14 protein-coding genes are annotated in these 14790 nt (G+C 44.3%); 11 read left to right on the forward strand and 3 right to left on the reverse strand.

The window, feature by feature from the left end; genetic code table 11:
- Positions 1–431: 431 nt before the first annotated feature.
- The 3 genes from G6R11_RS01120 (at position 432) to G6R11_RS01130 (ending at position 4318) form a co-directional block, all read left to right on the forward strand.
- Positions 432–974: a hypothetical protein gene (locus G6R11_RS01120; RefSeq protein ID WP_163130561.1), complete on the forward strand. Its 543-nt coding sequence runs from the start codon at positions 432–434 to the stop codon at positions 972–974.
- A 13-nt stretch (positions 975–987) separates the two neighbouring features.
- Complete coding sequence (locus G6R11_RS01125; protein ID WP_240352372.1) at positions 988–1458, forward strand: isoprenylcysteine carboxylmethyltransferase family protein; 471 nt, start codon at positions 988–990, stop codon at positions 1456–1458.
- A 196-nt stretch (positions 1459–1654) separates the two neighbouring features.
- Positions 1655–4318 (forward strand): family 14 glycosylhydrolase, encoded by a 2664-nt coding sequence (locus G6R11_RS01130; RefSeq protein ID WP_163130562.1) that lies wholly within the window; start codon positions 1655–1657, stop codon positions 4316–4318.
- Between the two features lie 31 nt (positions 4319–4349).
- On the opposite strand, the gene G6R11_RS01135 is transcribed toward G6R11_RS01130, so the two are convergent.
- A complete protein-coding gene (locus G6R11_RS01135) occupies positions 4350–4826 on the reverse strand; it encodes a GNAT family N-acetyltransferase (RefSeq protein ID WP_163130564.1) in 477 nt (158 codons plus the stop codon).
- A 238-nt stretch (positions 4827–5064) separates the two neighbouring features.
- On the opposite strand from G6R11_RS01135, the gene G6R11_RS01140 reads away from it, so the two are divergent.
- From G6R11_RS01140 to G6R11_RS01150, 3 genes are all read left to right on the forward strand, one after another.
- On the forward strand, positions 5065–6366 hold the full coding sequence (locus tag G6R11_RS01140) for an anaerobic C4-dicarboxylate transporter (protein WP_163130566.1): 1302 nt from the start codon (positions 5065–5067) through the stop codon (positions 6364–6366).
- A gap of 249 nt (positions 6367–6615) precedes the next feature.
- The gene (locus tag G6R11_RS01145) at positions 6616–8502 is read left to right on the forward strand and encodes a DUF294 nucleotidyltransferase-like domain-containing protein (RefSeq protein WP_163130568.1); all 1887 of its coding nucleotides are present in this window, start codon (positions 6616–6618) and stop codon (positions 8500–8502) included.
- The gene (locus G6R11_RS01150) at positions 8502–9218 is read left to right on the forward strand and encodes a 3'-5' exonuclease (protein WP_163130570.1); all 717 of its coding nucleotides are present in this window, start codon (positions 8502–8504) and stop codon (positions 9216–9218) included. The genes G6R11_RS01145 and G6R11_RS01150 overlap by 1 nt, the downstream gene beginning before the upstream one ends.
- Before the next feature lie 53 nt (positions 9219–9271).
- On the opposite strand, the gene G6R11_RS01155 is transcribed toward G6R11_RS01150, so the two are convergent.
- Together G6R11_RS01155 and G6R11_RS01160 are read right to left on the reverse strand one after the other, a co-directional pair.
- A complete protein-coding gene (locus G6R11_RS01155; protein ID WP_163130572.1) occupies positions 9272–10846 on the reverse strand; it encodes a BCCT family transporter in 1575 nt (524 codons plus the stop codon).
- Positions 10847–11176: 330 nt separating this feature from the next.
- Positions 11177–11452: a DUF6471 domain-containing protein gene (locus G6R11_RS01160; protein WP_163130573.1), complete on the reverse strand. Its 276-nt coding sequence runs from the start codon at positions 11450–11452 to the stop codon at positions 11177–11179.
- A 114-nt stretch (positions 11453–11566) separates the two neighbouring features.
- Here G6R11_RS01160 and G6R11_RS01165 point away from each other — a divergent pair, with 114 nt between their 5' ends.
- The 5 genes from G6R11_RS01165 (at position 11567) to G6R11_RS01185 (ending at position 14782) form a co-directional block, all read left to right on the forward strand.
- Positions 11567–11956 carry a DUF2170 family protein gene (locus G6R11_RS01165; RefSeq protein WP_163130575.1) on the forward strand — a complete coding sequence of 130 codons (390 nt, stop codon included), beginning with the start codon at positions 11567–11569 and terminating at the stop codon, positions 11954–11956.
- An 11-nt stretch (positions 11957–11967) separates the two neighbouring features.
- The gene (locus G6R11_RS01170) at positions 11968–12663 is read left to right on the forward strand and encodes a PspA/IM30 family protein (protein ID WP_163130578.1); all 696 of its coding nucleotides are present in this window, start codon (positions 11968–11970) and stop codon (positions 12661–12663) included.
- 87 nt (positions 12664–12750) lie between these two features.
- Positions 12751–13704 (forward strand): potassium channel family protein, encoded by a 954-nt coding sequence (locus tag G6R11_RS01175; RefSeq protein ID WP_205472529.1) that lies wholly within the window; start codon positions 12751–12753, stop codon positions 13702–13704.
- 5 nt (positions 13705–13709) lie between these two features.
- On the forward strand, positions 13710–14357 hold the full coding sequence (locus G6R11_RS01180; protein WP_163130598.1) for a YjfK family protein: 648 nt from the start codon (positions 13710–13712) through the stop codon (positions 14355–14357).
- 11 nt (positions 14358–14368) lie between these two features.
- Positions 14369–14782, forward strand: a complete 414-nt coding sequence (locus tag G6R11_RS01185) for a DUF350 domain-containing protein (RefSeq protein ID WP_163130601.1) — start codon at positions 14369–14371, stop codon at positions 14780–14782.
- Positions 14783–14790 lie beyond the last annotated feature (8 nt).

The raw sequence follows: 14790 nt of genomic DNA on the forward strand, positions 1-14790 counted from the left end.
CAAGCTAAGCTACTGATAGTGCTGTACTAGTCTAAGCATGTTTTTTCGCAGGAATGTTCAATAATTATCACTTTTATGCTGTTAGCGTAAGCAAGCTGAATAATATTGCGGCAGCTTGTTTAAGAGATATACGCTGTAAAACGGTAGTAACTCAATAGCATATTGTGTTTTTTCTCAGTCTAAGGTATTTCGATTTTCTAGATGATTTGGTTGCGCAGACTGATTAAATGTTAAGAACTTGCGCTTATGTGAATAAGTTTGGCGATAATCAAGAGTAAAGCGCTAAATTTTACTTAGTTGGATGTAATTTGTACTAAGGATCTTTGGCTGATTATCGGATCTGTTTTGCGGCTTATGCTAATTGCTATTTGTGCGCCTGAAGATGTCGCTAATGTGCTTACTGAGGTAAAGTGAGCCTTTACGGAGGTGCAATGAAACAAGTCGATCAATTACTAGCTCAAGGGCTAAACAAACAACAAGTGTATGATCATGCAGAGCAGCAGCAGTGGAACCTGCGAAAGGTGACTAAAGCCCTGGCGTCTATTCCCGAACCCGGCGCCTTGCAGCAGTATTCCAAGCAGAAAGCCTTTTTGCTGGCGGTGCTGCAGTTTATGGTTCTGAGTAAATTGGTGTTTGGCTTAATGGCTGCAGAACAAGTGAGTGGCCAACTGTTAATGGCCTTGCTAATGCCTGCCTTAGTGCCTTTGTTGATTATCTTTATGATCTATAAAAATGCGGCTAATGGTTATTTGTTGTTGATGGTATTTGCGGGCTTTTCTATCTATCAGAGTTTGCCCTATATCTTTCAGCTAGAAGGGCTAATTAACGTAGCCTTAAGTGCACTGTTTGCTGGCTTTACTTATTACTTGAAGAAACGATTATTTCCCTTTCAAAACTTATTTCATACTGCAATTACTGGGCGAGGGCACTATATTTATCAGCAAGTGGAAAAAACCGATAAGGCCGATAGTTAATGAGAGAGGCTAAGTGCTTAAACGCTTAGAGCTGTTAGTTCCTCCTCCCCTTTGGTTGCTGTTATGTGTAGCAATGGCTTACGGTTTGGCACAGATAAGTGAGCAATGGAGCTGGCAAATACTGCCATTGGCCTTGGTAAAGCTGCAATGGCCTTTGGTAATGTTGGCGGCATTTATTGCGGTTGCTAGTTTATTGGGGTTTGCGCGAAACCATACCACCATTAATCCTCATCATCCCGAGCGAAGTAAGCACTTGGTAATAGAAGGGCTGTACCGTTATAGCCGAAACCCGATGTATTTGAGTTTGCTTCTGTTGTTAACTGCGTGGTGTTTACACTTGCAAGCTGGATTAAGCTTAGTGAGTTGTGTGGTGTTTGTGGCGCTTATCAATCGTTTGCAAATTTTACCTGAAGAAAAGGTACTTACGCAGCAATTTAATGAACAATACCTGCAATATTGCCGCAATGTTCGACGTTGGCTTTAACAAAAATGCAGGATTTTCAACTTTAACGAGTGACTTTTAAGCCAGATCAATTTGGAAAATTAAGCACTTAGGCTACACTACTGCCCATATGTAATGTGATCTTGATCTCCTTTTGTTCAGCTGAAAAGCTTTGCAGCCTTGCTGTTAAGACGCGGACTAGGGATAACTAGCACAGTTTTTTTAGAGTAAGCTAAACATGGCTAATCCAATTTCAGCACGCAAAGCTTGGGTAAAGGGATCTTTACCACTGGCTGAGTATGCCGCTTCATGTAATCAAGCTCAGCTTCAGAGCTTATCTCCCCAACTTCGTAATTTGCGCCAAAATGGCGTAGATGCCTTGGTAGTGCCTGTGCACTGGCGCTACATTGCACCATTTAGTGCTGAACAATTAGACCAAGCAGAGTGCTGGGCATCTCTTAAGCGCTTGTCTGCGCATTTGGTGTCTCACGGCTTTAAGCTGCAATACCAGTTGTTCTTTTCTTCAGATACCCAGCAAGGGGTTGAACAACGTCTTCCAGATTGGTTTTGGGGCTCTATGTTAGCCACCTTGCCAAAAAATCAAAGCGCTGATGCGATTAAGTACGTTAACCAATATGGCCGCGACAATACCCAAAGCCCGAGCCTATGGGCCGAAGCCGGTTTAGCGGAAATGTTTAGCCATTGGATGAGCTGCTTTGCAGAGCACATGGCAGAGTTTGCTTCGCATTGTGATGCTTTATTGTTGGGTTTAGGCCCAAATGGTGAAGCATGCATCCCTTGGGGAGAGCGTGATGGCCAGCCAATCTATCAAAGCTTTAGCCCAACGGCATTGGCAGCCTTAGCCGAAGACATGCAGCTGCAATATGGTTCGCAGCAAGCCTGGTTGAGTTTGTGGGAGTTAAATGGCGATACGCCTTGGCAAGAACAACTGGCAGAAACCTTAAGCCGTTGTTACAAAAACAAAACCAGCAATACCTGCTTTAAAGAATTTAATGCATGGTATGCCAGTAATTGGCAAGCTTATGTGGGTAAGATATTGGCCATTGCTGAGCAGCAATTTGTTGAACCATGGGCGCACAGCCAACTGTGTTTGAATATCCCAATGCCTGAGCTTACCGCCAGTGATCATCCTTGGTTGGGCTGTTTAACTGGAGTGAACCCCCAGCCGTGGTTAGATCGCCCACAATTGCTGGATTACCACATTGCTCAATTAGAGTATTGGCACGTTCAAGCAGCAGGTCGTTTGTTGATTGTGGCCAGTGGCGCAGAATCAAGCCATGCTACTCGCGTTAACCAAGCCTTACTCACCGCCATGCGTAAGCTTAAAATACCGGCATTGGTGCAAAATTCGCAACCACAGGCACTGGCTAGCCACCCAGGTTGGGATCAGCTCTATCATTCGGTGTTACATGGCAGTGCGTTTGAAGGCTGGATCTTTAACGATATGTCGCAACTTAATGAGCAGGCGATTGTTAAAGGACGCTTGTCGCAATTAAACAAGTTTAAGTATCAAATTGCCGAAACTAAGCAATTAGGTAAAAAGCAGTTCCGGGTAATGGGGCCGCTGCATCTTAAAGTGGCCAACCAAAAGCAGTTGCTGGATGAAGAAAACTGGAAACAGTTTGAAGCGCAACTACGCCAGCTTCGCAGTATAGGTGTTACCGCTATTTCTACCGATATTTGGTGGGGTTTGGTTGAAGGCGACAAGCCAGGTAAGTTTGACTGGAGTTATTACGATCGCGTAGTCAGCCTGCTTAAACGCTTAGGTTTGCAATGGGTGCCTATTTTGTCCTTCCACCAAGCAGGTGGCAATGTAAACGATGACTTTATGCAAGCCATTCCACTGTGGTTGTGGGGGCGTTTGCTAGAGAGCAACGATCAGTTAAATTCGGTGCAAGATCTGCAATATGTATCGGAAACCGGTGATGCCTCCATGGAGTATGTGTCGCTGTGGGCCGACGAATTTGTGATGCCTTATTATCAGCGCTTCATGGAAGCCTTTAAGCAGCATTATATTAACCAAGCCGGTTTGATGGATGAAATCAACGTAAGCCTAGGCCCTGCCGGTGAGTTGCGTTACCCAAGCTACAACGCTCACGATTGGGGGAATTACCCTAACCGCGGCACCTTGCAGTGTTACAGCCGCTTAGCCAAACAAGATTGGTTGCGTTACTTAAAAGAGAAGTACCACAGCATTGCTGCGCTAAATGGCAGCTTTGGCTTCACTTGGGACAGTTTTGAACAAGCCGAAATACCCGATGCAGACTGGTTATTTAGTCATAAGCGCTATATTCATAACTCTTGGGCGCGCGAGTTTTTAACTTGGTACCACAAAGCCCTCGTGGCGCACGGTCGACGTATCTTTGAAAATGCTTTGAGCGTGTTTGACGATGACTCCTTTGGTCAGGTGCCTATTGGGATTAAAATTCCGGGTATTCACTGGGTAGTGAGTGACCCCGAATTGCCACGTGCGGCCGAAATTACGGCCGGCCTAATTGCGGTGCACCCAACGCTAAGCAGCAATAATCAGCAAGAATATCTTGGTTTGCTAAAAGCCTTGTTGCCCGAAGGCAAACAGGCGCGTGCTGCTATTCACTTCACCTGTTTGGAAATGATAAACAAAGACTATGAAGGTTATTCTCGTGCCGCTGATTTAGTGGACTGGATGGCCGACGCAGCCGATGAATGTCAGGTTTCATTAATGGGCGAAAATGCCCTAGCAGGAGAGCTATATGGTGAGCAGGGCTGGAAGCAAATGGCCCGTGCGTTAACGCGTGCACCTGGCTACGACGGTTTAACTCTATTAAGAATGCAAAACTTCTTCGACGATGAACCCACGCCAATGCGTGAGCTAAGAAAGCTAATTAACCGTATTAGTTAGTACTTAGCCGTTACCATAATAAGCGCAGCCACTAAGCTGCGCTTTTTTTATGGGCAATTGCTAGACTTTGGCAGGGTTTCGCCAAACTAAGGTAGTGGGGGTGTTCGGTATAGGGGCCAAAAGGAGAAATCACTTGATAGCCTTGCTTAGTGTAAAACCGTATCGCTTGGGTATTGGCTTTGCGGGTGGCAAGTTTAATTTGTTGGTAGCCTAGGGCTAAGGCGCGCGCTTCTAAGGCTTGCACTATCAGTTTACCTACACCAGCTTGGCGAGAATAAATTCGTTTCATCTCGCACACTCCGGGTTGAAGGTAGCGAAAGCCGCCGCAGGCAATGGCTACTCCATTACGCTTAGCCACAATAAACACCGCTTTTTCTGACAAAAACTCATCTTCTTCAAAGCATTCCTTGGCGGAGTTTCCAGCAATTTTAGTTAAGGACATTGCTAGTGCGTTTAGCAGCTCTCTGCTTTGCAAACTATTTGGATTATCTTGGCAAATTTCTATCATTGATTTATCAAAAATTTAATCATTACATAGAGATAATTAGTGCTAGTCTTACTAACGAATGTTACCTGTAGGTTAAATACAGATGATAGTTTCCTTACTTTAGGTGTGGTTTTATTGTCTAATTATTTTTATTTATTTGGTTTTTTAGTCTGAATTAAGCTGATTGTTTGATTTGATCATCTATTGCTGGTGCTAGCTTTGCAGTAAAGTGCGTCGCAATTAAAAAGTGGGAGGAATTATGATCACAATTGAGTTGCTGGTGGTATTAGCAGCCATATTTTTAGGTGCCCGTTTAGGCGGCATTGGAATTGGTTTTGCGGGTGGTTTAGGGGTATTGGTTCTTACCCTTGGTTTGGGTATGACCCCAGGCACTATTCCTATTGAAGTGATCTTAATTATTATGTCGGTGATTGCCGCCATTGCCGCGATGCAAGTGGCGGGTGGTTTACAGTTTTTGGTAAATATTGCCGAGCGCGTGCTGCGCAGTAATCCTAAACAGGTGACCTTTCTTGCCCCCATCGTCACTTACGTTATGACCTTGTTTGCTGGCACCGGGCATACTGCATTTTCAACTTTACCGGTGATAGCCGAGGTAGCTAAAGAGCAGGGGATCCGCCCTTCACGGCCTTTAAGTATTGCCGTTGTAGCCTCGCAAATCGCTATTACCGCGTCGCCTATTTCTGCTGCCGTAGTGCTAATGAGCGGCATGTTGGAAGACAAAGGCGTGGGCTACATCAGTTTGTTGATGATATGTATTCCAGCCACTTTCTTAGCTTGTATGGTGGGTGCCTTTGTTGCTCAATTTATGGGGAAAGAGTTAAAAGACGATCCTATTTACCAAGAGCGTTTAGCCCATGGTTTAGTTAGCCAGCGTGATAAGCAGGCTAGTGAGTTACCAGCCAGCGCAAAACGTTCGGTGCTTATCTTTTTGGTGGCGATTGTTGCGGTAGTGTTTTACGCCACAGCGATTAGCGATGCAGTAGGCTTGATTGAGAATCCAACCCTGCCACGTAATGAAGCCATCATGGTGTTTATGTTAACGGCTGCTACCGCGATTGCGCTGTTTTGCAAGGTTGATACCGGCGAAGTGCTTAATGCGGCTACCTTTAAATCGGGCATGAGCGCCTGTATTTGTGTACTTGGTGTTGCGTGGCTGGGTGATACTTTTGTGTCTGGCCATTTGGAAGAGATTAAAGCCTTGTCGGGCGGTTTGTTAGAAGAGCATCCGTGGATGCTTGCACTGATTTTATTCTTTGCCAGTATGCTGTTGTATTCACAAGCGGCTACTACCGCGGCATTAATGCCTTCGGCCTTTATGCTAGGGGTAAGCCCTGAAGCGGCTATTGCCTCTTTTGCGGCAGTGAGCGCCTTGTTTGTTTTACCTACTTATCCAACGCTGTTGGCAGCGGTAGAAATGGATGACACTGGCTCTACTCGAATAGGTAAATGGGTATTTAACCATCCTTTCTTTGTGCCAGGCGTTGCTACCATTACTAGCTCGGTTATTTTAGGCTTTATATTTGCCGAGATCATTCTCTAGCAACAAGCCTAAATAAGACTGCTGCGCCCATTGCGCTTATTGCTAGGTTTACCTAAAGCGATAAGAGTAATGGGCGTTTTTTGTAGTTTATGCTGAGCCATTCAACAAGCTAGGGCTAGCCGTAATTGAATGGCTAATGTGGTAAGTCATTCAATTTTAGTACTTAGCGCTGCCGCTTCACTGCAACTATCTAACAGATACCATATACTAGATGCTAAGCATCAACTCCCTCTTCAACATTGAGTACCTATGACCATCGAACTGCTTGAGATTCGTAATTTCATCTGCCAATACCCACCGTTTGATCAGTTGCCAGACGAAGTGTTGATAGAGGTCTCTAAAAGTGTCGAAATTTCCTACTATCGTGCCGATAGTATGATTATTGAGTTTGGCGACAAAATTCATGACTTGTTCATGATACGTAGTGGGGTGGTGGAAATATATCGCCGAACTGGAGAGTTATATAATCGTCTCGATCAAGGAGGCTTGTTTGGCCAAATGGGGCTGCTCACCAGCAATAAAGTGCGCTTTCCCGCAAAGGCGGTTAAAGATACGCTGCTGTATTGTATTCCTGAAACCATCTTTGAAGACCTATGCGAACGCTATGAGGTTTTTGCTGATTTTGTGGAAGTTGAAGGCAGTATTCGCCTGCAACAAGCCGTTGAAGACAATAGTGAAGACGCCAACTCACTCACCACCTCTAAGGTGAAAACCATATTAAGTGGTGAGCCGGTGATGTTAGCCTCTAGCACCTCGATTAAAGACGTAGCCATGATTATGTCGGAAGAGAATGTTTCGGCTGCCTTAATTAAAGATCTAAGTTTGGATGACGAAGGTGGTGAAAGCTTTGTGGGCATTATTACTCAGCGTGATTTGTGCGCCAAAGTGATTGCTCAGGGTTTGGATGTAGATACTCAAGTGGATGAGGTGATGTCTACTGAGCTGGTTTCTCTCGACCATAATGCCTATATCTTTGAAGCCATGTTAATGATGCTGCGTTACAACGTGCATCACCTGCCTATTCTTAAAAATAAGCGACCAATTGGACTCATTGAAGTCACCGACCTAATCCGTTATGAATCAAAAAACAGCTTGCTGATAGTAAGCAGTATCTTCCAGCAAAACAGCATTGATGATCTAATTTTACTCTCACACCAAACTAAAGACTGTTTCGTGCGGATGATTCACGAAGACGCCAATTCACATATGATTGGCCGAGCCATGTCGGAAATTGGCAGAAGCTTTAAGCAGCGTCTGTTAGAGCTGGCCGAAGAAAAATTTGGCCCGCCGCCGGTGCCATACTGCTTTTTAGCGCTTGGCTCTATGGCGCGAGACGAGCAGCTAATTGTTACCGACCAAGACAATGCGATTATACTGAGCAACGAGTATCAAGAAGACTTGCATGGTAAGTACTTTGAAGAACTGGCGACTTATGTATGTGATGGCTTAGCGGCTTGTGGTTACACCTATTGTAGCGGCGAGATTATGGCCACTAACCCTGAGTACCGCAAAACTCAAAGCCAGTGGGAAGAATGCTTTGCTGATTGGATAGATAACCCCAATCCGCAAGCCTTACTTAACTGCTCCATCTTCTTTGATTTATACGGAGTGTTCGGTCGCCCTAAATGGGCTGAGCAGTTAAATGCGTTTATCTTGCGAAAAGCCAAAAAGAACAATCGCTTCTTAGCTTGTTTAGCCCGAAATGCCTTGAATCGCACGCCGCCACTAGGCTTTTTTAAAGACTTTGTGATGGAAAAAGATGGTCGGCATAGAAATTCCATTAACCTCAAACGTCGCGGCACTGCGCCTTTGGCAGACTTAATTCGGGTGCATGGTTTAGCCATTGGCTCGCAATCGCAGAACTCTTTTGACCGCTTAGAAGACATTATAGAGGCGGGGATTTTACCGCCTTCCAAAGGCAAAGATCTGCAACATGCTATGGAGTTTATTTCTTTGGTGCGGATCCGCCACCAAGCTCTAGATATTGAATCTGACCAAGAGCCCGATAACAACATTGAACCAGAAAATATGTCTGATTTTGAGCGACGCAATCTTAAAGATGCGTTTTTGGTACTAAGCAGTGCGCAAAACTTTTTAAAGTTCCGTTACACCGCTAACAGCATGCAGAATAGCTAATGCCAAATAGTAATCATAAAGAAATTTTAAACTGGAAAGCCTTTCTCAAAATTAAGGCCTTAGAGAGCAAAGATAAGCGTTTGAGCAATTTTTACAATGCCAGTACTTACCATGCCGATGCTAAGCTTAAAGATGTTGAATTTGTCGCCTTAGATTTTGAAACCACCGGTTTAGATGCAAAAAAAAATAGCATTATTAGCATCGGTTTGGTGCCATTTAACTTACAACGAATTGCCTGTAGGCAGGCTAAACACTGGTTTGTTACGCCAGAAGATAAGTTAAAAGAAGACTCGATAGTGATTCATGGTATTACCCACTCAGACTTAAAAGGGGCGCCCAGTTTACTGCGTATTTTAGAGCAGTTATTAGATGAGTTAGCCGGCAAAGTGGTGGTGGTGCATTACCGCAGAATTGAACGTGATTTTTTGCATGAAAATCTACGAAGTTTAATTAATGAAGGGATAATTTTTCCGATCGTCGATACCATGCAAATAGAAGCCGACATACTAGAAGCGCGACCGAAAAAGATGATGGATTGGATACGAAAACCCAAACCGGTATCAATTCGCTTAGCCAACTCTCGAAGTCGCTATAACTTGCCCGATTACCCGCCACACGATGCGCTTACCGATGCCATAGCAACGGCAGAGTTGCTGCAAGCGCAGATTCATTATCACTTCTGCCCCGACACCCCAATCAACAAGCTGTGGTTATAAAAAAGCCGAGTAGCTTTAGCTTACTCGGCTTATAGTGGCTAGGTGTTTAAGCCTTAGCTACGTTTCTCGGTGCGAAGGCCCATCAGCAAGCTCACACACATCACCAGTAATATTATGGTGAATGGCAAGGCCGTAGATATAGCGCCAGCCTGCAGTGCTTGAATGGCTTCTGTGCCGCCAACCCACACAAGTGCGGCAGCAATTGCGCCTTCAATGGTTGCCCAGAATACCCGTTGAGGAACCGGAGCATCCACTTTACCGCCCGAAGTAATGCTATCGATAACCAACGAACCAGAGTCCGAAGAGGTCACAAAGAATACCAATACTAAAACAATGGCCAGTAAAGATAGAATGCTGCCCATTGGCAAGGCATCAAACATTTGGAACATCGCTAGGGGGACTTCGGTTAGCCCGTCTGCACCTAAGGTACCTACTTTATTCACGATTTGATCAATCGCTACGCCACCAAAAACTGACATCCAAAGGGTGGTTACTACGGTAGGTACAATAAGAACCGCGATAACAAATTCACGAATAGTTCGGCCGCGAGAAATACGCGCAATAAACATGCCCACAAATGGGGACCAAGAAATCCACCATGCCCAGTAGAACACGGTCCAGCCGTGCATCCATGCAGAGTCTTCACGACCTACAGGGTTACTTAGTGGAATGATGTTTTCGATGTAACCCATAACGGTGGTTGGCACAGTGCCCATAGATACCGCAAAGGTTACTAAGGCAACAAATACTAACAATGCTGCAGCAAGTAACATGTTCACATTACTAATGACTTTTACACCGCCATCAATACCACGAACAACCGACACTACCGCTAGTAAGGTCACTAAAAAGATGATACCAATTTGTAGCAATAAACCGTTATCGGCACCAAATACATGATGGAAACCACTGGCTGCTTGTTGCGCGCCCAATCCTAGAGATGTGGCTAAACCAAATAGCGTGGCAAGCACCGCTAGAATATCTACAACGTGTCCAGGCCAGCCCCAGGTACGGTCACCCAAAATTGGATAAAACACCGAACGCATAGAAAGCGGTAGGCCTTTGTTAAAGGCAAAAAAGGCCAGAGATAAAGAAACCACACCGTAGATAGCCCAAGGGTGCAGCCCCCAGTGGAACATGGTGGCACCTAGCGCTAATTTGGCGGCTTCTGGCGTATTGGCGGTAACGTTAAGTGGCGTCTCGTACCAGCCCGTAAAGTAAGCAACAGGCTCGGCTACACCCCAAAACATAAGGCCAATACCCATGCCAGCAGCAAACAGCATAGCTATCCACGACATCATTGAGTAATCGGTTTTAGCGTTTTCACCGCCGAGGCGAATTTTGCCGAAGGGAGAAACAATCATGGCTAAGCAGAACAACACAAATATGTTGGCTGACCACATAAATAGGCCATCAAATGCGCCGATGATTTGCCACTTTATTCCATCAAGTGTGGCTTTAGATGTTTCTGGGTCAACCAGTAGTATGGCGATCAAGAACACCCCGATTAAGGAAGCGCTGATGCCAAAAACAGGGTTGTGTACATCAAATCCCCATTTTTGAACATTATCTTGTCCGACCGTGTAATCGGTATTGTCGATACTGTATTTATCTTTGTTGGTAGTCATTTGTCCTCAATTAGCACAACGTCCATGCGATTTTGTAAACGTAGTTTACGTTATTTTACGGTAACTTGCCGCTTATTCTAAAGACAATAAGAGCCTCTATTACTCTCTAGATCATAGACAAGAAATTATTGATGGTAGGTTTTAATCAAGTATTGGAGAAGACGATATGGCTATCTTGTTAGAGGAGTTGCCGGTAAAGACGCGATATTTATCGTTTGCCTAAGCTATGAATACACAGGCAAATAGGCTTTGTGAAGGTTTAATGAACTTTAGCCATGAACAAGCTGCCAAGTGCTTAGCTGCCTAGAAAGGCAATAAAATGCTCAACGCTTATTTGTTTTTATTAGCAATTATGTCGCTAAGTGCATGTTCTGGCATATCCAATATTTCTACCAAAATAATAAAGAGGTCTGTGGGTAGGGTGCCTGCATAGACTTTGCTGCGAAGATTGCCCTCTTTCATTTCAATGTTTCGTTTGGCCAACTCATCAGACAGATATTTGTATTGAACCCCTTTTAATTGCATCGCAGAACGGATATATCGCTTAATACTATCCTTATAAGGCTGCAAGGCTTGTCGATTTCTAATACTCTGTTCTGGGTTCATTGCTCTTTGGGCACTCATTACTTTTTTATAACTTGCAACGAATGTTAGTAAACGTTGACACAAGAGTCAAACTTGCTATATTTGTTAGCTATAACTAACACTCAAGGAAACGTTATGTCGTGGAATTCAGCATCACTTGAATTACTTGCTAAGGCTCATCCTGATTGGACAGTAGATAATGACGGTGGCTGTTTGTGTATCACCAATGACGAAGGCATTGATGCCTTTGCATACATTGGCGAGCAACAAATGCTTATTGAAGTTGTGCTATTTGGCTGCGAGGTCGTAACTGATAGCGCCAAACTGAATGCCTTGATTTTACGCACTCATCACTTATTACCTTTATCAGCTATTGGCATTAAGCATATTGGTGATCAAGATTACTACATCGCTTTTGGTGCTTTATCCACTAAGAGCCTAGACGAAGTAGTAATAGAAGAGATAGAAACGCTATATTCAAATGTTAGTGAATTTGTCGAATTGTACAGCGAGTTTACCCAGTAGGAGAGAACAGTATGAGCTTGAAACGAATTTGGAACGCACTTCGAGGTGCAACCAATGAAGGTTTGGAAGCAGTGGCAGATAGCCAATCTATGCGTATCTTAGATCAAGAAATGCGCGATGCTAAATCAGAGCTTGAAGCCTGTGATCGTAACCTTACTACTATTATGGCTAAACGTAAGTTGGCGCAAACTAAGGTAGAAAGCTTAACTTCAGATATCGACACTTACACCAACCATGCGGTTGCGGCGAGTGAGAAAAATGATGAAGCATTAGCTTTAGAATGTGCCGAGCGAGTAGCAAACTTAGAAGTGCAACTGGCCACCGAGCAAGAGATTTACAATAGCTATCTAAGCACCGAAACTTCGCTCAAAGCTAATATTGCTAAAGCTAAAGCGAGTGTTAAACGTTTAGGTATTCAAATCGATCAAGTAAAGGCCACAGAGTCTTTGCAAAAAGCACAAGTTGCCGGTTCTTCGCATCATGTAGGCGCGAACTCTAAGGTGAAAACAGCTCTGGATAGCTTAGAGCGAATTAAAGAGAAGCAGGCGCTACGCAGTGCCGAGTTGTCGGCTGCCGAAGAACTTGCCGCCGAAGATAACGGCAGCTGTTTAGACGAGAAGTTGAAGCAAGCGGGCATTGAGCCTGGCGGTCAATCTTCAGGTAGTGATAAACTCAAGCAGATACTGGCCCAAAAACAGGCAAAATAAGTGCTGCTTTATAAAGTGCGCCGATTATTTTCGGCGCTTTTTTTTCGTGCTAACGGCACTGCAATAGCTCTCTCGGTGCTATTTTATGTGCTGATTTCCTACTTTAGCTTAATGCTGGTTGGTGAGCATGACCTCATCAATAGTGAAACCTTTCTTTACTGGATGGTCGTTACTGCTTCTACGGTGGGTTACGGCGATTTTGGTCCCTCTACACCTTTAGGTCGACTAATAGTTAGTGTTTGGGTAATACCCATTGGCATTAGTATTTTTGCAATAGTGGTGGCCAAAGCTGGATTTATTATCAACGATATCTATACCAAAGGAGCGCGAGGCCATCGCATGCTGAAACTATCAAATCATACCGTTATTATTGGCTGGAATGGCAATAGAACACTGCGTTTAATTGAGTTACTAAAGGCTTCTACTAATGGCTCTTCTGACTCAATTTTACTGTGTGTAGATAGCAAAATTGAAAACCCATTACCGGGGCATATAGAGTTTGCTCAGGTTGATTCATATTCTCATGCAGATACCATGGCGCGAACCAATTTGGCGCAAGCTAGTCGAATTATTATCGATACCGACCAAGATGATGTCACGCTAACGTCTGCATTGTACTGCGCTAAGCTCAACCCCAGTTGCCACAAAACCGCCTATCTGCAAGACCAAACCGTCGCTGAACTATTGCGCAGCCATTGCCCTAAGGTAGAAGTCATTCCCTCGGTAACGGTTGAAATGCTAGCTCGCTCGGCAATGGATCCAGGCTCTGCACAAGTCCATCAGCAGCTACTAGATACCACTCATGGTATGACTCAATATTCGGTGCAGTATTCTGGCACTACATCGATTGAGTTTGCTGCAGTATTTCATCATTTTAAAGAGAATTTACAAGCCACTATCATCGGCTTTAAAGCTGCCGGAGATAGCCGCTTGCAGTTAAATCCAAGTTTAGATACCCAACTACATCAGGCCGACTCGTTGTATTACATTGCAGAGCGGCGTCTATCTGACGCTGAGTGTTTTAACTTTCAAAATGGATAAGCATCATGTTTAAGTCTTTGTTCAAAAGAAATAAACCCGAAACAGATAAGTATGCGGGAACACCCAATGTGATGGGGCTTAAGTTGGGTGGAAGCTTTGAGCTAGACGCTTTAGCTCTTAGGTTAGTCATGGCTGATATGGTGGTAAGCAAGGTGGCCGCTACCCAAATTATTCAGTCTGCAGGCATTGTTGATTTAGACGGTACAACGTTGTACCGCTTTTACACCGATGACGAAGGCTTTCTGCAGGTGGTTGCAAATGGCAGCGGTGAAGAAGACGTAGTTGACGTAAAAATGTTTCATTACTACGACACCTTAGACATTGCTAATCAAGCTGAGTGGGATCAGTTGCTGAATAATAAAATAGGCGCTAGTAGCTACCAGTTAGAAGGGCATACCTATCACCGAGTATGGACGTCTACCACTGAGTACCACAATCCAGTACATATGGAAGAAAAAACCTACCAAGACAACACGGATTTTTCTACTACCGATCAATTCACCATGCTGTTTGAGCGAGAGCTGGACAATGGTGAAATGGAATCGTTATTTTTGTCTGCCGAAGAAGTAGTAAATAACAACGCTTTAGAGCGTTGTTTAGTTATTAGTACCGGCATGACCGTATCACCAACTCAAATTACAATTCACGGATAAAGGACCAGAAAATGGAACAGTCGGACTTACTCTTAGCAGTAGCTAACTTTGCGATTTACTTTGCTGCTTCAATCGTTTTCTTAATGCTATTTAAAGTGATTTATGTGCGAGTTACGCCACATGATGAGTGGAAGCTAATTAAAGAAGGTAAAAATACCAGCGCCGCAATAGCCTTTGGTGGTGCAGTACTTGGTTTCGCATTAGCCTTAGCTGGTGCTGCCAGTAACTCAATTTCGTTTGTTGATTTTACCTTATGGGGCACTATTGCTTTAATCGCGCAAATTGCTGCCTTTGTGATTGTGCGTTTTGTATTTATCCCAGGCATTGTGTCACGCATTGAAGCTAACGAAGTTAGCGCAGGTATTATGCTAGCCGCTACCAGTGTGTCGGTAGGTTTATTAAATGCAGCCTGCATGACCTACTAGGAGGCCTT

The sequence above is a fragment of the Agarivorans sp. Alg241-V36 genome (assembly GCF_900537085.1).
In the GTDB taxonomy this organism is placed as follows: Bacteria; Pseudomonadota; Gammaproteobacteria; order Enterobacterales; family Celerinatantimonadaceae; genus Agarivorans.

What these genes read in the sequence shown, in the direction of transcription:
- G6R11_RS01120 (WP_163130561.1), top strand. Translation starts at nt 432, where the DNA reads ATGAAACAAGTCGATCAATTACTAGCTCAAGGGCTAAACAAACAACAA.
- G6R11_RS01130 (WP_163130562.1), top strand. Translation starts at nt 1,655, where the DNA reads ATGGCTAATCCAATTTCAGCACGCAAAGCTTGGGTAAAGGGATCTTTA.
- G6R11_RS01135 (WP_163130564.1), bottom strand. Translation starts at nt 4,826, where the DNA reads ATGATAGAAATTTGCCAAGATAATCCAAATAGTTTGCAAAGCAGAGAG.
- G6R11_RS01140 (WP_163130566.1), top strand. Translation starts at nt 5,065, where the DNA reads ATGATCACAATTGAGTTGCTGGTGGTATTAGCAGCCATATTTTTAGGT.
- G6R11_RS01145 (WP_163130568.1), top strand. Translation starts at nt 6,616, where the DNA reads ATGACCATCGAACTGCTTGAGATTCGTAATTTCATCTGCCAATACCCA.
- G6R11_RS01150 (WP_163130570.1), top strand. Translation starts at nt 8,502, where the DNA reads ATGCCAAATAGTAATCATAAAGAAATTTTAAACTGGAAAGCCTTTCTC.
- G6R11_RS01155 (WP_163130572.1), bottom strand. Translation starts at nt 10,846, where the DNA reads ATGACTACCAACAAAGATAAATACAGTATCGACAATACCGATTACACG.
- G6R11_RS01160 (WP_163130573.1), bottom strand. Translation starts at nt 11,452, where the DNA reads ATGAACCCAGAACAGAGTATTAGAAATCGACAAGCCTTGCAGCCTTAT.
- G6R11_RS01165 (WP_163130575.1), top strand. Translation starts at nt 11,567, where the DNA reads ATGTCGTGGAATTCAGCATCACTTGAATTACTTGCTAAGGCTCATCCT.
- G6R11_RS01170 (WP_163130578.1), top strand. Translation starts at nt 11,968, where the DNA reads ATGAGCTTGAAACGAATTTGGAACGCACTTCGAGGTGCAACCAATGAA.
- G6R11_RS01180 (WP_163130598.1), top strand. Translation starts at nt 13,710, where the DNA reads ATGTTTAAGTCTTTGTTCAAAAGAAATAAACCCGAAACAGATAAGTAT.
- G6R11_RS01185 (WP_163130601.1), top strand. Translation starts at nt 14,369, where the DNA reads ATGGAACAGTCGGACTTACTCTTAGCAGTAGCTAACTTTGCGATTTAC.